Origin of the sequence: Arthrobacter sp. IK3 (genome assembly GCF_051337705.1) — a bacterium.
GTDB lineage: Bacteria > Actinomycetota > Actinomycetes > Actinomycetales > Micrococcaceae > Arthrobacter_B > Arthrobacter_B koreensis.
On the sequence record NZ_JBPPSW010000001.1, the window covers coordinates 272,132 to 289,887 of the forward strand.

General features: G+C 67.7%; 16 protein-coding genes. 10 read left to right on the forward strand and 6 right to left on the reverse strand.

All coding sequences use genetic code 11. The annotated features are described in order from the left end of the window. Positions 1-19 precede the first annotated feature (19 nt). Genes pdhA through ACSLGO_RS01320 form a run of 5 tightly spaced genes read left to right on the forward strand, consistent with a single transcriptional unit; the run spans position 20 to position 5,774 of the window. Entirely contained in the window at positions 20-1,168 is a 1,149-nt protein-coding gene (gene pdhA, locus ACSLGO_RS01300; protein ID WP_091602174.1) for a pyruvate dehydrogenase (acetyl-transferring) E1 component subunit alpha, read from the forward strand. 12 nt (positions 1,169-1,180) lie between these two features. After that, positions 1,181-2,251: an alpha-ketoacid dehydrogenase subunit beta gene (locus ACSLGO_RS01305; protein WP_263127578.1), complete on the forward strand. Its 1,071-nt coding sequence runs from the start codon at positions 1,181-1,183 to the stop codon at positions 2,249-2,251. Then, a complete protein-coding gene (locus ACSLGO_RS01310; RefSeq protein ID WP_436399743.1) occupies positions 2,248-3,663 on the forward strand; it encodes a dihydrolipoamide acetyltransferase family protein in 1,416 nt (471 codons plus the stop codon). Before ACSLGO_RS01305 ends, ACSLGO_RS01310 begins: the two co-directional genes overlap by 4 nt. 51 nt (positions 3,664-3,714) lie before the next feature. Further along, positions 3,715-4,566: an MBL fold metallo-hydrolase gene (locus tag ACSLGO_RS01315; protein WP_436399744.1), complete on the forward strand. Its 852-nt coding sequence runs from the start codon at positions 3,715-3,717 to the stop codon at positions 4,564-4,566. Next, positions 4,545-5,774: an MFS transporter gene (locus ACSLGO_RS01320; RefSeq protein WP_436399819.1), complete on the forward strand. Its 1,230-nt coding sequence runs from the start codon at positions 4,545-4,547 to the stop codon at positions 5,772-5,774. Before ACSLGO_RS01315 ends, ACSLGO_RS01320 begins: the two co-directional genes overlap by 22 nt. Here the strand turns inward: ACSLGO_RS01320 and ACSLGO_RS01325 are convergent. Beyond that, positions 5,771-6,670, reverse strand: a complete 900-nt coding sequence (locus ACSLGO_RS01325; protein ID WP_436399745.1) for a phosphatase PAP2 family protein — start codon at positions 6,668-6,670, stop codon at positions 5,771-5,773. The genes ACSLGO_RS01320 and ACSLGO_RS01325 overlap by 4 nt on opposite strands. Positions 6,671-6,732: 62 nt before the next feature. Between ACSLGO_RS01325 and ACSLGO_RS01330 the strand changes: the two genes are divergently transcribed. Continuing rightward, positions 6,733-7,734 (forward strand): o-succinylbenzoate synthase, encoded by a 1,002-nt coding sequence (locus ACSLGO_RS01330; protein WP_436399746.1) that lies wholly within the window; start codon positions 6,733-6,735, stop codon positions 7,732-7,734. Positions 7,735-7,831: 97 nt separating this feature from the next. Continuing rightward, positions 7,832-9,532 (forward strand): 2-succinyl-5-enolpyruvyl-6-hydroxy-3-cyclohexene-1-carboxylic-acid synthase, encoded by a 1,701-nt coding sequence (menD, locus tag ACSLGO_RS01335; protein WP_436399747.1) that lies wholly within the window; start codon positions 7,832-7,834, stop codon positions 9,530-9,532. A 92-nt stretch (positions 9,533-9,624) separates the two neighbouring features. Here menD and ACSLGO_RS01340 read toward each other — a convergent pair whose 3' ends face one another. The 5 genes from ACSLGO_RS01340 to ACSLGO_RS01360 all read right to left on the reverse strand — a co-directional run bounded on the left by ACSLGO_RS01340 (position 9,625) and on the right by ACSLGO_RS01360 (position 14,429). Then, positions 9,625-10,386 (reverse strand): amino acid ABC transporter ATP-binding protein, encoded by a 762-nt coding sequence (locus tag ACSLGO_RS01340; RefSeq protein WP_277665215.1) that lies wholly within the window; start codon positions 10,384-10,386, stop codon positions 9,625-9,627. A 6-nt stretch (positions 10,387-10,392) separates the two neighbouring features. Next, on the reverse strand, positions 10,393-11,178 hold the full coding sequence (locus ACSLGO_RS01345) for an amino acid ABC transporter permease (protein ID WP_091602290.1): 786 nt from the start codon (positions 11,176-11,178) through the stop codon (positions 10,393-10,395). Positions 11,179-11,251: 73 nt separating this feature from the next. After that, positions 11,252-12,034, reverse strand: a complete 783-nt coding sequence (locus tag ACSLGO_RS01350; protein ID WP_386885339.1) for a basic amino acid ABC transporter substrate-binding protein — start codon at positions 12,032-12,034, stop codon at positions 11,252-11,254. 186 nt (positions 12,035-12,220) lie between these two features. Further along, entirely contained in the window at positions 12,221-13,006 is a 786-nt protein-coding gene (locus ACSLGO_RS01355; RefSeq protein ID WP_277665216.1) for a basic amino acid ABC transporter substrate-binding protein, read from the reverse strand. Positions 13,007-13,106: 100 nt separating this feature from the next. Continuing rightward, positions 13,107-14,429, reverse strand: a complete 1,323-nt coding sequence (locus ACSLGO_RS01360) for an isochorismate synthase (protein ID WP_436399820.1) — start codon at positions 14,427-14,429, stop codon at positions 13,107-13,109. A 140-nt stretch (positions 14,430-14,569) separates the two neighbouring features. Between ACSLGO_RS01360 and ACSLGO_RS01365 the strand changes: the two genes are divergently transcribed. The 3 genes from ACSLGO_RS01365 (at position 14,570) to ACSLGO_RS01375 (ending at position 17,712) form a co-directional block, all read left to right on the forward strand. After that, positions 14,570-15,280 (forward strand): demethylmenaquinone methyltransferase, encoded by a 711-nt coding sequence (locus ACSLGO_RS01365; RefSeq protein ID WP_436399748.1) that lies wholly within the window; start codon positions 14,570-14,572, stop codon positions 15,278-15,280. After that, complete coding sequence (locus tag ACSLGO_RS01370; protein ID WP_091602302.1) at positions 15,277-16,614, forward strand: geranylgeranyl reductase family protein; 1,338 nt, start codon at positions 15,277-15,279, stop codon at positions 16,612-16,614. The genes ACSLGO_RS01365 and ACSLGO_RS01370 overlap by 4 nt, the downstream gene beginning before the upstream one ends. An 87-nt stretch (positions 16,615-16,701) precedes the next feature. Then, on the forward strand, positions 16,702-17,712 hold the full coding sequence (locus ACSLGO_RS01375) for a polyprenyl synthetase family protein (RefSeq protein WP_091603700.1): 1,011 nt from the start codon (positions 16,702-16,704) through the stop codon (positions 17,710-17,712). Positions 17,713-17,756: the final 44 nt, after the last annotated feature.

Here is a 17,756-nt window from a genome sequence, read left to right on the forward strand (position 1 = left end):
GCGGCAGACGGAGATTCCCATGACAATTCCCACCGGCAACACACGCGCCGGGTCCGCAGAGGGCACGCGGCCGGAGGACAACGAGGACCGCACCGCCACCATGCTGCCCTCCGCCGAGCCCGTCCAGCTGATCGACGCTGACGGCACCCACCGGCACAGCGACAAGTACCCCCTGCCCGACGGCGATGCGCTGAAGGCAGCCTTCGAAGGCCTGGTCTCCGGCCGGCGCATCAATGACCAGGCCAATGCCCTGGTTCGCCAGGGCCGCCTTGCGGTCTACCCCTCCTCCCACGGGCAGGAAGCGTGCCAGGTGGCCGCTGCCGCGGTGCTCGCCGAAGGCGACTGGCTGTTCCCGACCTACCGCGACACCGTTGCCGTCGTCCACCGCGGCGTGGACCCGCTGCAGGTTCTGACCCTGCTCAAGGGCGACTGGCATGCCGGATACGATCCGTACGAGCACAACGTGGCACCGCAGGCGACTCCGCTCGCCACCCAGCTGCTGCACGCCGTCGGCGTGGCCCACGCGGCCAAGCTGCGCGGCGAGAACACCGTGGTGCTGGCCATGTGCGGCGACGGCGCCACCAGCGAAGGCGACTTCCACGAGGCACTGAACTTCGCAGCCGTGTTCCATGTACCGGTGGTGTTCTTCGTCCAGAACAACGAATACGCCATCTCGGTTCCGCTGAAGAACCAGAGCGTTGCCCCGTCCCTGGCCCACAAGGCAATCGGCTACGGCATGCCCGGCGAGCGGGTGGACGGCAACGACGCCGCGGCCCTGCTGGCCGTGCTGGGCGCCGCAGTGGAGCGGGCCCGCGAAGGCGGCGGCCCTGCCCTGGTGGAGGCACACACCTATCGGATGCAGGCCCACACCAACGCCGACGACGCCACCCGCTACCGCTCCGACGACGACGTCGCCAAGTGGGTTCCCCGTGACCCGCTGACCCGGCTGCGGACCTACCTCACGTCGCTGGGCATGCTCGACGACGAGGCCGAGGACGCCATGAAGGCCGCCGCGGAGACGGTTGCAGCCCGCATCCGCGAGGGGTTGAACACGGACGTAGTGCCCGAGCCCATGGACCTCTTCAACTATGTCTATGACAGCCGCACCCCGCAGCTCAGCGAGCAGGCTGCCCTGCTGGCCGACGAGCTTTCCCGGGCACAGGACTAACAGGAGCCACCAATGACAGTCACAGCACAGGCGCCTGCGCCCGAAGACACCCGCGTCAGCCTGACCTTCGCGAAGGCCCTCAACACCGCCCTGGCAGACGAAATGGCTGCGGATTCAACCGTGGTGATGTTCGGTGAGGACGTTGGCCCGCTCGGCGGCGTTTTCCGCATCACCGACGGCCTGACCGAACGCTTCGGCGAGGAACGCTGCTTCGATACGCCGCTGGCCGAATCGGGCATCATGGGCATGGCCGTGGGCATGGCCATGAACGGCATCCGCCCGGTGGTGGAGATGCAGTTCGACGCGTTCGCCTACCCCGCCTTTGAGCAGGTGGTCAGCCACGTTGCCAAGATGTCCAACCGCACCCGGGGCAAGGTCAAGCTGCCCCTCGTCATCCGCATTCCGTACGCCGGCGGAATTGGCGGAGTGGAGCACCACTGCGACTCCTCAGAGTCCTACTACGCCCACACTCCAGGCCTGACCGTCCTGGCCCCGGCCACCGTCGCGGACGCCTACACCATGCTGCGTGAAGCCATCCGCTTCCCGGACCCGGTGGTCTTCCTGGAACCCAAGAAGCTCTACTGGACCAAGGAGGACGTTGACCTCGCAGCGCTGCGCGCCCCCTTCGAGGACAGCGCACACGTCGAGGACAGTGCAGCGGAAGCCGAGGCCGCGATAGGCAGGGCCGTCGTAGCCCGCGAAGGCACCGACGCCACGCTGATCGCCTACGGGCCGTCCGTTTCAACGGCGCTGTCCGCCGCGGAAGCCGCCGCTGCCGAGGGCCGCAGCCTGGAGGTCATCGATGTCCGCAGCATCGTCCCCTTCGACGATGAGACGGTGTGCGCTTCCGTGCGCAAGACCGGCCGCGCCGTCGTCATCTCCGAAGCCCCCGGCTTCGCGTCCGTCGCCTCCGAAATCGTGGCCCGTGTGCAGGAGCGCTGCTTCCACTCCCTAGCGGCCCCCGTGCTGCGCGTCACCGGCTTCGACATCCCGTACCCGGCTCCGAAACTGGAGCACTTCTTCCTGCCCGGCGTGGACCGGATCCTGGACACCGTTGACGAACTGCAGTGGGAGGACAAGTGAGCGTGCGTACTTTCCTGCTCCCGGACCTGGGCGAAGGCCTGACCGACGCGGAACTGGTGAACTGGCTCGTTGCCGAAGGGGACACCATTGCGGTGGACCAGCCTGTCGCCGAGGTTGAGACCGCCAAGTCGCTGGTGGAGGTTCCCTCACCCTTCGCGGGCGTCGTGGAGACCCTGCACGGCGCTGCGGGGGAGAGCATCGACGTCGGCAAGCCGCTGATCTCGGTGCGCACGACGGCGGATGCTCCGGCGCCCGGTGAGACCGCACCAGCTGCGCCGGCTGACCCGGATCCTGCCGGGGAAGCCTACCGGCAGGAGGAACGCGCGGGTTCGGGCAACGTGCTCATTGGCTACGGGACTCCGGGAGGACATGGCACCAACCGCCGCACCCGGGCGCCGCGCCGCCCGGCACCCGCCCCGGCCGCTCCAGCTCCGGCATCGGCACCGGCTGCAGCAGCCGCAGTTGCCGCCCCGGCTCCCGCCACGCTCGAAGCTCCCCGGTGCATCTCGCCGCTGGTCCGCCGGCTGGCCCGCGAATCCGGGATCGCGCTGCGTTCCGTGCACGGCACCGGCCGTGACGGCCTGATCCTGCGCCGCGATGTTGAACTGGCCATCAGCGGCGGTTCCGCGCCTGCCCCGGCAACTGCGCCCGTGCCGGCTTCGCCGGCGGCTCCGGCCGCGGGCGACACGGATCCCCGCTCCGGCCTGGCCGTCACGTCCCGCACCCCGGTGAAGGGACTGCGCCGCACAGTGGCGGCGAACCTCAGCGCCAGCCGCAGCGAAATCCCGGAAGCCACCGTCTGGGTGGACGTGGATGCCACTGCGCTGCTGGAACTGCGTGCCGACCTTAAGCGCCGGGCCCCGGAGAACACTCCCGGCCTGATGGCTTTCCTGGCCCGGTTTACGCTTGCCGGCCTGCGCCGGTTCCCGGAACTGAATACCCGCTACGTGGCAGGTGCCGGCCCGGACGCTGAGCTGGTGGCGTTCGACGGCGTCAACCTGGGCTTCGCCGCGCAGACCGACCGCGGGCTGATGGTCCCCTCCATCCGGCACGCCGAAAAGCTCAGCGCCAGGGAACTGGACGCGGAGATCCGGCGGCTGACGGCGTCGGCCCGATCCGGTGCCGCCACCCCGGCCGAACTGACCAGCGGAACCTTCACGCTGAACAACTACGGCGTCTTCGGTGTGGACGGCAGCGCCGCAATCATCAACTACCCGGAGTCGGCGATCCTGGGAATCGGCCGCATCATCGACAAGCCCTGGGTTGTGGACGGGCAGCTGGCCGTTCGCAAAATGACCGAGCTGACCCTGGTCTTCGACCACCGGGTGTGCGACGGCGGCACGGCAGGCGGATTCCTCCGTTACGTCGCGGACGCAATAGAGAACCCGGGCAGCGTCCTGGCTGACCTGTAACCGCCGGCACACGGTAGGTTGGTTAGCGCAGATACCCGAAGGACGGATGCCATGACCGAGACCCACCCGCAGACCGCCGGCGACTGGCAGGAGCTGGCGCCGCACACCTACGTGCGGTCCAGCCCGGGCTGGGGAATGAACTCCGGCCTGGTCATCGGGCAGGAACGGGCTCTGCTGGTGGACACCGGTGCCGGTCCAGTCCAGGCGAAAGCGCTGCTGGACGGCATCCGGAAGCTGACCGACCTGCCGGTGACCGCCGTCAATACCCACGCGCACTTCGACCACTTCTTCGGCAACGCCTACCTGCTGGAGAACGGCGTTGAGGACATCTGGGCAACCAGCGACTGCGCCCGGACGATCGCCGCTACGGGTGAGGAACAGCGGGCCTCGGTCGCCGCCGTCGAGCCGGACATGGCCGCGGGAACCGGGCCGGGGACCGCGGTTGCGGCACCCGGGAAGCTCGTTGACGGCGCCCCCGTGGACCTGGACCTGGGCGGCATATCCGTGACGCTGTTCCACCTGGGCCGCGGGCACACCGACCATGACCTGCTGGTGGGCGCAGGGGACGTGCTTTTTGCCGGTGACCTGGTGGAGCAGGGCGCCGACCCGAACTTCGGCGACTCATATCCCAAGGAATGGATCCGGACGCTGGGGAAGATCGCCGCACTGGAAGACCTGTACGGCACGGTGGTGCCCGGACACGGCAAGCCCGTGGACATGGACTTCGTGACCACCCAGATGAACAAGATGCGCACCGCCGTCGCCGTGACGCGCAGTGCCATGGACCAGGCCTCCACAGACATGACCAAGGCCATTCCGATCCTTCCCTACGGCCCGGAGCAGTCCCGGGCGCTGCTGACCCGGCTGCGCACCCTGGCGCGCTGGAAGTGGCTGAAGCAATAGATACCTTCAGCCTGCGGAGCATCGCAGTCCCTGCCTTTGGGCCCACCGTGCTGTACGGGACGGCCATTGGGGCGATCCTCCCTGTCATTGCGCTGACCGCCCGTGACCTCGGTGCCACCGTTGCCCTCGCCGCCGCGATCGTCACGCTGACCGGCATCGGGTCCTTGCTCACCAACGTTCCGGCCACACTGGTCACCACCCGCTTCGGGGAAAAGTGGGCCCTCGTGGGGGCCTCCGCCTGGTGCGCGCTGGCCATGGTGCTGGCGGCATCCGTGCCGGTGCTGGGGGTCTTTGCCCTCGCCGTCTTCATGGTGGGCATGGCCGGTGCCGTGTTTGGGCTGGCGCGGCAAAGCTACGTCACGGAAGCCGTGCCCCTGCATTTCCGGGCGCGGGCGCTTTCAACCCTGGGCGGGTCAAACCGCATCGGCGTATTCATCGGCCCGTTTGCCGCTGCCGGTGTGATGTCCTTCGCCGGGACGCCGGGCGCCTACTGGGTGGGCGCCGCGGCCGCCTTCGCTGCCGGCCTGCTGAGCCTCACCGTCCCGGACCTCAGTGTCCGGACGCCCCGCGCGGGGAAGCGGAACGGGGAACCGGAGGACACGGTGGAAGCCGTGGCCGCTCCCACCATTGGCTCAATCCTCCGCAGCCATTCGCGGGTCTTCGGCACGGTGGGTATTGGGGTGCTCCTGATTGCCGCGGTGCGGGCCACCCGGCAGGCCGTGATCCCGCTCTGGGCCCAGCACCTGGGGATAGATCCCGCCCAGACAGCGCTGATCTACGGCATCTCCGCGGGCATTGACATGCTCATTTTCTACCCGGCGGGACGGGTCATGGACCTGCGGGGCCGCCGTGCCGTAGCCGTGCCGTGCATGCTGTTCATGGCGGCCGGGCTTGGCCTGCTGCCGCTGACCTCCACGCCGCTCCAGCTGCTGCTGGCCGCGCTGCTGATCGGGTTCGGCAACGGAATCGGCTCCGGGATCGTCATGACGCTGGGGGCGGATTTCTCTCCGCAGCCGGGCCGCCCCCAGTTCCTGGGTCTCTGGCGGCTGCTCTCGGACATCGGAATCCTCAGCGGCCCGGGACTGCTCTCCGCCGTGACTGCAGCGGTGTCCCTCCCGGCCGGAATCGCGGCGACTGCCCTCATGGGGCTGGCCGGGGCGGCGGTCCTCTGGAAGTTCGTACCGAAAGGGCGCCGGATCGGCCCCTAGCGGTCTCCGGCCTGCTGGGTGAACAGCCAGGAGCCCAGGGCAGCCAGCACGTATCCCACGCCGACGATGAGTGCGAGCCCGCACCAGAAGTACAGCGGACGCCCATCGAGGCCGGCCACTCCTCCGCCCCAGCGCGCATAGGCGTAGACGGCCCCGGAGAAGGCCAGCGCCACTAGCCCGGCTGCGGCGCAGAGGCCGGTCAGCAGGCCTCCGGCTGCGCCCCGGCTGCCCGCCGGAAGGGTGTTCCAGCCGCGGTTGGTGCGCATCATGATGAGACCGCCTGCCAGGGTGCAGGCCGAGACCACGAAGAAGGCGGCAACCACGTCCGCGGGCCGGTGCCAGAGATTGAAGAACGTGGCCGAACCGGCCAGCACCGCGTAGGTGCCGCCCAGGACTGCCACAGCGGGCCGCCAGCGCGGTGAGGACACCAGGAACACCGCGGCCATCGCCGAAGCCGCCATGGTGGTGTGGCCCGATGGCAGGGAATTGAAGTCCAGGGTGATGACGCCGCGGTCCGGCCGGTCCAGCAGCAGGTTCTTCAGCAGCTGCGTGACCAGGTTCGCGCCGGCCATGGTGGCAATGGCGATGACGGCGGGGGAGAAGCGTTTCCGGTACAGGGTTACGGCAATGATGACGGCCAGGGCGATGAACACCGAGGCCAGCGGCAGGTTGTCCAGGAACTGAAGCGCGGGGAGCCGGGTTCCAGGATCCACCAGCTCCGCCTCGCGCCATGCCGACTCATCAGCCAGCTGGCCCGTGGTGGTCCGTACGAACCCAAAGTACGTGACCGCCGCCCCCGCGGCCGCCAGCAGCGCCGCGAAAAGGAAAAGGGCGGGGTTATGTCCGGCCTGGCGCCGGGTGGGCCGCCGTTTGTTCAGGAGGTTGCGCGTATCCATCCCCTCCAGCGTGCCATACCTCGGTGCAGGTTTCCTGTGAGCCCGCGCGGTAGGCTGGCCGGGTGGAGAACACACGCCCGTCCCTGTCCGACCTGCAGGCAAACGCCCGCGTGGTCACCCTGCCCATGCGGGTGAAATTCCGCGGTATCCTGCACCGCGAAGCGCTGGTTTTCCGCGGCCCGGCCGGTTGGGGCGAGTTTTCGCCTTTCCCCGAATACGGGGACCCGGAGGCAGCCTCCTGGCTGGCAGCGGGCATCGAGGCTGCCTGGGAGGGCTACCCGGAACCGGTGCGCACTTCGGTACCCGTCAACGGCACTGTTCCGGCCGTGGGCGTGGAGCACGTCGAAAAGGTCCTGTCCCGTTTCGGTGAGGTCCCTGCGGTGAAGGTCAAGGTGGCAGAACGCGGGCAGAGCGTCGCCGAGGACCTGGCCCGCGTGGCCGAGGTGCGCAGGCTGCTGCCGCATGCCGGAATCAGGGTTGATGCCAACGGCGGCTGGGACGAAGCCACCGCCGTCGACGCCCTGGAAGCACTGGCCGATGCGGGGCTCGAGTACGCCGAGCAGCCCGTTGCCGGCATCCCCGGTCTCCGCGCCGTACGCCTGGAACTGCAGCGCCGCGGCATTCCGGTGCTGATCGCGGCGGACGAAAGTGTCCGCAGGGAAACTGATCCCCTGCTGGTGGCGCGGGAGGACGCAGCGGACGTGATCATCGTGAAGGCCGCGCCGCTCGGGGGCGTGCGCCGTGCCCTCAGCGTGGTGGCAGCTGCCGGGCTTCCCGCCGTCGTCAGTTCCGCACTCGACACGTCCGTGGGTATCCGGGCCGGGGTGGCGCTGGCCGCCAGCCTGCCGGACCTGCCCTATGCCTGCGGGCTTGGGACGCTGTCCCTGATGGAGGGGGACGTCACGGGTGAACCCCTCCTGCCCGACGGCGGTGCGCTGGCGGTGCGGGAGGTGCCGGTCTCGGAGGAACTCCTGGAACGTTACGCTGCCGCTCCGGAGCGGCAGCAGTGGTGGCTGGACCGGCTCGCGCGCGTGCACGCTCAGCTGGCGTCCCGGACTTCCTAACAGCGATCCGGACCGCGGACCGCCGATGTGCGCCGGAGCCCGCCGCTAAAGCGTCGGAACGGGCGGGCCGGGGAGGATGAAGTGACAGTATGGAGGGGTGACCGGATCCTCCCTATCCTCCAGCCAGCCGTCCGCCGCCGAAGGCAGCGCCCTCAGTTCCCTGCAGGCGGCGCGCTCGGCCATCGCGGCCCTCGCCTGGACCGGCGTGCGGGATGTGGTCCTCGCGCCCGGGTCCCGCAGCGCACCCCTCGCCTATGCGCTGGCCGAAGCCCAGGCGCAGGGACAGGTCCACGTGCACGTGCGCATCGACGAACGGGTTGCGGGTTTCACCGCCCTCGGGCTCGCCCGGGGAGGCGCGCGCCCGGCTGCAGTGGTAACGACGTCGGGAACCGCCGTTGGCGAGCTGGTTCCGGCTGTCATGGAAGCCCACCATGCCGGAGTTCCGCTCGTGGTGCTTTCCGCGGACCGTCCTGCGGAACTGCACGGGACCGGTGCGAACCAGACCACGGTGCAGGACGGGATCTTCGGCCGGTTCCCGGCCGCTGCCGCGGACGTTGAAGCCGGCATGGACCCGGCCGGACCCATTGCCGCGGCCTTTGCGAAACTCGGCGGAGCCGCGCCCACCGGCCCGGTCCACATCAACCTGCAGTTTCGGGATCCGCTGGTTCCCACGGAAGCGGACGCGCTGGGCGGCACACGGCAGGCTGGCTTCGAGGAGCTGCAGCCGGCCGGATTCGAGGAGGCACCCGGAGCGCTCGCGGAACTGGGCGGCACGCACCGCACGGTGGTCATCGCCGGGGACGGCGCCGGGGAGACGGCAGCCATCTTTGCCCGCCGTGCCGGCCTGCCGCTGCTGGCGGAGCCGTCCTCGAACGCCCGGTTCGGCCCCAACTCCATAACCGCCTACCGGCTGCTTCTGCAGGACCTCGGTGCGGAGATAGAACGGGTGGTCGTCTTCGGAAGGCCCACGCTCTCCCGTCCGGTCTCCGCCCTGCTGGCCCGGCCGGACGTGAAAAAGGCGCTCTACGTGCCGCGGCCGGTGAACTGGTTTACGCCCGGCAAACGGCCGGAGACCATCGTTTCGGACCTCGCCTCCCTGCTGGCCTTCGCCGGACGGGGAGCGCCGGGCTGGCTCGAAGAATGGCAGCGGGCCTCACACGCAGCGGCCGCCGCCATCCACGAGCTGCTGGCAGCGGAGGAACAGCTCAGCGGACTCCGCGTTGCGGGCCTGGTGTGGGATAACTCCGATGCCAACCTGGTGCTTGGATCCTCCAACACCATCCGCGACGTGGACCTGGTCGCGGCAGGCAGCTGGCACCCGCTTGATGTATACGCCAACCGCGGGCTGGCCGGTATCGACGGAACCATCTCCACTGCCTCGGGCATCGCGCTGGCCAACGGAATTCCCACCCGCCTGCTGCTCGGCGACCTCACCTTCCTGCATGACGCCGGCGGCCTGCTTTTGGGGAACGGCGAGGCAGAGCCGGACCTGCAGCTGGTGGTGCTGAATGACTCCGGCGGCGGTATCTTCACCACGCTGGAGCACGGCGAACTCGGCGAACGCGAGGAGTACCGTGGCGTCGTCGAGCGTTTCTTCGGCACCCCGCACCAGGCGGATCTGGGCGCTCTGGCGGCCGGCTACGGCGTGCGGCACCTGCGGGTAGGCACTGCCGGGGAACTGGAAGCAGCACTGCAGGAACCGGTGCACGGCCGGTCCGTGATCGAGGTCCAGGCAGGCCGCACAGGCCTGCGTGACCTGCACTGCCGAGTGCAGGCAGCAGTGCGCAGCGCCGTCTAACGCCGCCGGTGCCGCACCCGTGCCTGCGGGCGGCAAAAACGGCTGTGGCCTGCACCGGAAACGGTGCAGGCCACAGCCGTTAGGGCTGAATACTAGAGGACCTTGGAAAGGAAGGACCGGGTCCGTTCGTGCTGCGGGTTGCCCAGCACGGCCTCCGGTGCTCCCTGTTCGACGACGACGCCGCCGTCCATAAACACCACGCGGTCGCCAACCTCGCGGGCGAATCCCATCTCATGGGTCACCACCATCATGGTCATGCCTTCCTGGGCCAGCTGGCGCATGACCTCCAGGACATCACCGACCAGTTCCGGGTCCAGGGCCGAGGTGGGCTCGTCAAAGAGCATCATGTCCGGGTCCATGGACAGGGCGCGGGCAATAGCCACGCGCTGCTGCTGTCCGCCGGAGAGCTGGGACGGGAAGGCCTTGGCGCGGTCCGCCAGTCCAACCTTCGCCAGGTTCTTCATGGCCGTCGCCTCGGCCTCGGCCTTGCCGCGCTTCTTGGCGCGGCGCTGGGCCAGGGTCAGGTTCTGCAGCACGTTCAGGTGCGGGAAGAGGTTGAACTGCTGGAACACCATGCCAATCCGGGTGCGGACGGCGTCCAGGTCCGTCTCCGGATCCGTGATGTCCGTGCCCTCGACGCGGATGGTTCCCGTGGTGGGTTCCTCGAGCCGGTTCACGCAGCGCAGCAGGGTGGACTTGCCTGAACCGGACGGGCCGATCACGCAGACGACTTCGCCCTGGTTGACGTGGAAGTCGATGCCCTTGAGCACCTCGTTGTCGCCGAAGGACTTGTGCAGGTTCCGGACTTCAATGGCGGGAGTGCCTGCGGACGGGGTAGGTACAGGTGTGCTCACGCTGGATTACCGGCCTCTCTGGTTGTGGCGTTCGAGTTTGGCGACCAGCTGTGTCAGCGGCAGGGTGATGATCAGGTACATGATCGCGGCCAGCACCAGGGGAGTGGAGTTGGCGTTCTGCGAGACGGAGTCCCGCGCGAAGGTAGTCAGCTCCCGGTCCTGCATTGCCATGCCGGCAATGAACAGCAGCGAGGTGTCCTTGATCAGGATGACCAGCTCATTGGTCAGCGGCGGGGTGATGATGCGGAACGCCTGGGGCAGGGTCACGGAGACCATGGTCCAGGCCGGGCCCATGCCCAGCGAGCGGGCAGCTTCGGTCTGTCCGGCGGGTACGGCCTGGATGCCTGCACGGATGGTTTCGGCGATGTAGGCGCCGGACACCATGATCAGGGCGATCAGGCCCGCTCCCGCGTTGCCTCCCGGAGGACGCCAGGAGAAGGCGATCGGGACGGCGAAGGCCATTGCGAAGATCACCAGCAGGGCGGGCAGGCCGCGGAAGATTTCGATGTACACGGTGGCGGCCCACCGGTAGGGACCCACCGGTGAGAGCTTCATCAGGGCCAGGATCAGGCCCAGGATCAGGCCGCCGATGAACGCGATGATCGTGTAGACGACGGTGTTCTTGACGGCGACCGTGATGATGGTCGGGAAGGCCGCGCGGGCCACCTCCGGGTCGAAGAAGTTCACGCCGATGGCCTGCCAGTCGGCGAGCAGGACGACGGCAACAACTGCCAGGACGAAGACGGCGTACAGGATGCCCCGGGTGAGGCGTCTGCGGGTGGACGGTTTCAAGTAAAGGCCTTCCGCGGAAGTTTAGGGCCGTCCCTGGCGGGATGTGCCAGGGACGGCCGTGGGTCAGTCAGTGTTATTCGGTGAAGTACTTGTCGTAGATTTCCTGGTACTTGCCGTTGTCACGCAGGGCGGCCAGCTGTTCGTTGACGCCGGATACGAGTTCTTCGCTCGCGTTCTTCGCCATGGCGAAACCGTAGGATTCGTCCGTCTCGAACTTCGCGGCGATGGTGAAGGCGCCCTCCTGGGTGTGGCCCAGGTTCACGGGGAGGTCCTGCAGCACGGCGTCGACATTCCCTGCCTGCAGGGCCGGGAAGAGCTCGGCGTCCGAAGGGTAGGAGATGATCTCGGCGTCGGCGGCGTTGTCCCGGGCGTAGGCCTCGCCGGTGGTGCCCTGCTGGACTCCAACCTTCTTGCCTGCGAGGTCTTCGATGCCGGTGATGTCCGAGCCCTCGGGCACCAGGATGGACTGCAGCGAATCGTAGTACGGGTCGGAGAACGTCAGGTTCTTCTGGCGTTCCTCGGTAATGGTCATGGCGCTGGCGCCCAGGTCGCACTGTCCGGCGGCCAGGACGGTGCCGCCCTGCAGGCCGTCGAAACCGACGTCCTGGATGGAAGCTTCCAGGCCCATGCCGGCGGCGATTTCCTTGACGAGGTCCATGTCGAAGCCCACGTACTCGCCGTTTTCTTCGTATTCGAAGGGCGGGTAGGGAATGTCTGAGCAGACGGTGAGTTTCCCTTCGGAAACCAGGTTCATTCCGGAATCGGACGCGCTGTCACTGCCGCCGCCGCAGGCGGAAAGGGCAAGGACGGACAGTGCCGCAGCGGCCAGGACGGAGGATCGTGCTTTGTACGGCATGGATTGGTACCTTCTCTTGGTGCCGGGCAGGACCGCCGGCGGTCCCGAACATTGTTGGTAAGCAGTCTCGATTGTACGCATCCATCAGGTTTCGGGTGCCGCAGCTCACAACGCGGGGCGTGCCCTTTACGGCAGACGGCGCTGGCCTGTGAACCAGGCCGGCGCCGTCGTGCAGCAGCAGATGGGCTATTCGGTGAAGTACTTGTCGTAGATTTCCTGGTACTTGCCGTTGCTGCGCAGCTCTGCCAGCTCTGCGTTGACAGCAGCAACCAGGTCTTCGCTTCCGGTCTTCTTCATGGCGAAGCCGTACACTTCATCCGTTTCGTACGTGGCGGAGATGGTGAAGGCACCGCCGTCCGTGTGGTCCAGGTTGACGGGCAGGTCCTGGAGGACGGCGTCGATGTTGCCGGCCTGCAGTGCCGGGAACAGTTCGGCGTCGGACTGGTAGGAGATGATTTCGGCGTCGCCGGCATTGTCCCGGGCATAGGACTCGCCGGTGGTGCCCTGCTGCACGCCAACCTTCTTGCCGGCCAGGTCCTCCAGGGATTTCACGGAGGAGCCCTCGGGAACCAGCAGTGACTGCAGGGAGTCATAGTACGGGTCCGAGAAGGCGAGCTTTTCCTCGCGCTCCGGGGTGATGGTTACCGCTGCGGCGATCATGTCGCACTGGCCGGCGGCCAGGACGGTGCCGCTCTGGAGTCCGTCGAAGCCCACGTTCTGCAGTTCCCACTCCAGGCCCATGCCGGAGGCGATTTCGCGCGAAAGGTCCATATCGAACCCGGCGTACTCGCCGTTGTCATCCACATACTCGAAGGGCTGGAACGGCAGGTTGGAGCAGACAGTCAGCGTGCCGTCATTGACCAGTCCCAGTCCGGACTCATCAGCTGAATCGGACCCAGAGCCGCAGGCTGCGAGGCTGAGGGCACCGACGGCCAGAACAGCGGCGACGGCGTTGCGTGCTTTGTGGTGCATTGGTTTAGAACCTTAGGTCGGAACGGAGCGTGCGGCTCCGGTGGGGGCTGGAAAAGAGCGGCAGAAAGCCGCTCTTACGGGAATAAATTGTACGCGCCGCTCAGGAAGGCTGGCCGGAGAGCACCCGGGCACGGTCCAGTCCGAGGGCTTCGAGCATGGGACGGAACTTGGACCAGGTTTCCTCCAGCTCCGCCGCGGGGTTGGAACCGGAAACTATCCCGCAGCCCGCGAACAGGCGGACAGCCTGGGGGTCTTCGATGACGGCGCCGCGCAGCGCAATGCCCCATTCACCGTTGCCGGAGCCGTCGAACCAGCCGACTGGACCGGCATAGGGGCCCCGGTCCATGTGTTCAAGTTCACTGATGAGTTCCCCGGCCACGCTGGTGGGATAGCCGCAGACGGCGGCGGTGGGGTGGAGGGCTTCGACGAGGTCCAGCGAGCTGGGCACCGCGCCGTCTTCGCTCCGAAGCTCGGCCGTGACGTCCGAGGCGAGGTGCCATACGTTGGGCAGCTCCAGGACGAACGGTTCGCTGTGCGAGGTCATGGAGGAGGTGAAGGGTACAAGCTGGCGGGTCACTGAATCGATGGCAATTGCGTGTTCGTGCTGCTGCTTTTCTGAACCGGCCAGGACGCGCTTGGCATAGTCCGGATCATCCAGCGGGGCAGTGGCACGGTCCAGGGTTCCGGCCAGGACACGGGCACGGGCCTTCCCGTCCTCCACCTTGATCAGCATTTCCGGGGTGGAGCCGATGAGCCCGTCCACGGAGTAGGTCCAGCAGCTCTGGTACCGCAGCGCCAGTTCCCGCAGGACCTGCGCCGTCGCAATGGGAGCGGAGAGGCTCGCTACGATATCCCGGGCCAGCACGATCTTGCTCAGCTCGCCGGCGGCAATGTGCGCCACGGACCGTGCGACGGCGTTCTTCCACTCGGATTCGGAGAGCATCCCGGGAAGGATGGTGTCGCTGCCGAGGGACAGCGAGTCAGCGGAAATCTCTTCGAGGTACCCTGCCAGGGCCGTAGCCACGGACTCGCGGTCCAGGACTGCATCCGGGTCCAGGGTGGTCTGCGTAACCCAGGCGGTGCCGTTGCGGGAACCGACGATGATTTCCGGCACGACGACGCGGGAGAGGAAGGGGGACCGCTTCGAGAATGCGAAGGAGCCGAAAGCTGCGAGTCCGGTTCCCGGAACCTGCACCTCGTCGTCCACCTGCGCATCGGCGCGCACGGCGTTCCACCAGTTTCGGGCGGAGTCGAAACGGTCCGGGCCCGTGGAGGTGTGGCGCAGGACTTCTCCGAATCCCACCAGGCCTTCGCCGTGGCGGATCCAGCACAGCTGGTCATTGCGGACCAGGTATTCAAGCAGCCCGATGGCGGCCGACGGCACGCCCAGGGCAATGGTGAGGGAACGCAGGGTGGTCATAATGCCTCCAACCCTACTCCGCCTCCCTGATACCCCCATATCCCGAAGCGCAGGCAGCGTTGAGGAACACACGGGTATGTGGCCCATGACCAACCGGTACAAGCCGGTTCGGCGGCCTGCGCTTTGTTTGAGACAATGAGCGGGTGAAGCGTGCAACTTTGGAAAAACGCCCCGATGAAGTCGCTGCCATGTTTGACGAGGTGGCCCCCAAGTACGACATCGTCAACGATGTTCTGTCCATGGGCCAGACCCGCCGCTGGCGGCGCCTGGTGGTCGACGCCGTCGGAGCCCGTCCGGGATCCCGCGTGCTGGACCTCGCAGCCGGCACCGGTACCTCCAGCGAGCCCTATGCCGACGCAGGCGTTTCTGTTGTTGCCTGCGATTTCTCCCTGGGCATGCTCAAGGTGGGCAAGCGCCGCCGCCCGGACATCGACTTCGTCGCCGGAGACGCCACCAACCTGCCGTTCGAGGACAACTCCTTCGACGCCACCACCATTTCCTTCGGCCTGCGCAACGTCAACGAGCCAAAGAAGGCGCTGGCAGAGATGCTCCGCGTCACCAAGCCCGGCGGCAAGCTGGTCATTGCCGAGTTCTCCTCGCCGGTGGTTCCGTTGTGGCGGACCATGTACACGGAATACCTCATGCGCGCGCTGCCTCCGATCGCACGCAAGGTGGCCTCCAACCCGGATGCCTATGTCTACCTCGCAGAGTCGATCCGCGCCTGGCCGAACCAGGATGAACTGGCGGCCTGGATCGCCGCAGAGGGCTGGGGGAGCGTCGCATACCGCAACCTTTCGGGCGGCATCGTTGCCATTCACCGCGCTGTGAAGCCTGCGGAGGCAGCCGGAGCGTGAGCGTCCTCATCGTCGGCGCCGGCCCGGCCGGCTCCACCGCCGCCTATTACCTGGCTTCGGCCGGGATCGACGTGACGGTCCTGGAGAAGACGGCCTTCCCGCGCGAAAAGGTGTGCGGCGACGGACTCACCCCGCGTGCCGTCCGTGAAATTCAGCTCCTTGGCCTGCCGCACCATGAGGCAGACGGCTGGCGGCGCAACAAAGGCCTCCGCCTGATTGCCGCCGGCCGCACCATCGAACTGCCCTGGCCGGACCTGGATGACTTCCCTTCCTACGGCCTGGTCCGCACGCGCCTGGGCTTCGACGAGGAACTGGCGGAGCATGCCCGCGCTGCCGGTGCCCGCATCCTTGAACGCCACAGCGTCACCGAAGCACTCCGAAACGACGACGGGCGGGTACGCGGCGTCGTCGCGAATGTCCTTGACGAAAACGGCCGGAAAACGGGCGAGGTGCGGGAATTCACCGCCGACGTCGTGCTGGCCGCAGACGGCAACTCCACCCGCACGGCGCTGAGCCTAGGGCTCGAAAAGCGCGATGACCGTCCGCTGGGCGTTGCCGTGCGCACCTACTTCACGTCCCCGCGCACCAACGATGACTGGATGGAAGGCTGGCTGGAACTGCCCGACGCCGCGGGCAACCCGCTGCCGGGATACGGCTGGGTCTTCGGCGTCGGTGACGGGACCTCCAACGTCGGCCTGGGCATCCTGAACTCCTCCAAGGAATTCGGCCGCCTCGACTACCGCCAGGTCCTGCGCGACTGGACTGCCGGCATGCCCGCTGAATGGGGGTTCACCCCGGAAAACCAGGTGGGGGAGATCCGCGGCGCAGCCCTGCCGATGGGTTTCAACCGCACCCCGCACTATTCGCCCGGGCTGCTGCTGCTTGGCGATGCGGGCGGCATGGTCAGCCCGTTCAACGGTGAGGGCATTTCCTACGCCATGGAGTCCGCGCGCTTCGCGGCCGATTACATCGTCTCCGCCGAACAGGCCCGCAGGACCCCCGGAATCCTGGCACCGGAGGCGGCGTACGACGCCGCGCTGGAGGGTTACGCCGGACGCGTCCGGTCCGAGTGGGGCAGCCACTTCACCCTGGGCCGCGTCTTCGCCGGCCTCATCGGCAAACCCGCCGTGATGAAGCTGGCGCTGCGCACCGGCATGCCAATCCCCGTCCTGATGCGATTCGTGGTCCGGATGCTGGCCAACCTCACGGACGACTCGCCGCGGCGGATCGAGGATAGAGTGATTGCGTTGATGGAAATGCTGGTTCCGGCCGCCTCCAACCAGGACGGCGCGCCGCAGCCCGTTCAGGGCGCGGGCCGCAATGCCAGAGTTTGACCCTGCCAACCCGTCCCCACGAGAAGTTAGCCTTGAACAGTGACTGAATCCACCAATGCCAGCCCGGATGCCCTCGGGGACGCCGAGATGGCGCTGCCTCCCGGGTTCACCCCGCTCGCGGAAGATCCCGTCCTGGGCCCAGCCATTGTGGCCGGCCTGGAAAAGGTCGAAGAGGAACTGCGCGAGGCGATCGCCAATTCGGACCCCTTCGCGGACGCAACCTCCCGGCACCTGATGGAGGCGGGCGGGAAGCGCGTGCGCCCGCTGCTGGTCCTGCTTGCTTCCCACCTGGGCCCGAACCCGGGCAATGACCAGGTGCGAATGGCCGCCGTCGTTGTTGAGCTGACGCATCTTGCCACCCTCTACCACGACGACGTGATGGATTCCGCGCCCGTGCGCCGCGGTGCACCGACCGCACACGAAGTCTGGGGGAACTCCGTTGCCGTCCTGACCGGCGACCTGATCTTTGCCCGGGCATCCTCACTGGTCTCGCTCCTGGGCGCCGAAGCCCTCGGCATCCAGGCCCGCACCTTCGAGCGCCTGGTCATGGGCCAGCTGCAGGAGACCATGGGGCCGGCCGACGGCGAAGATCCCCTGGCCCACTACCTCTCCGTCATTGCGGGGAAGACCGGATCGCTGATTGCGGCCTCGGGCCAGCTGGGCGCGCTGTTTGGCGGAGCAGATCCGCAGACCGTGAAAATCATGGTGGACTACGGCGAGAAGGTGGGCGTGGCCTTCCAGCTCGCCGACGACGTCATTGACGTTGCGGGCCTGCAGGACAAGTCCGGCAAGACTCCTGGAACGGACCTGCGGGAAGGCGTGCCCACGCTGCCGGTGCTGCTGCTGCGCCGCAACGCTGCCGCCGGGGACGCTGAAGCAGCTGCTGTGCTGGAGCTCGTGGATTCTGACCTGACCTCCGACGAGGCGCTGGCCGCCGCCGTCGCGGCCGTCCGCGGCAACCGCGCCACCGCCGAAGCCTGGGAGGTGGCCCGCCAGTGGGCCGCCGACGCGGTCGCGGCGCTGGCACCGATGCCGGACTCGGTCATCAAGTCCTCGCTCGCGGCCTTCGCTGAAGCAGTCGTGGAGCGCGAAGCCTAATCGGCTGAACCAGCCTCAAAACCCTTAAAAGCAGAACGGCTGCC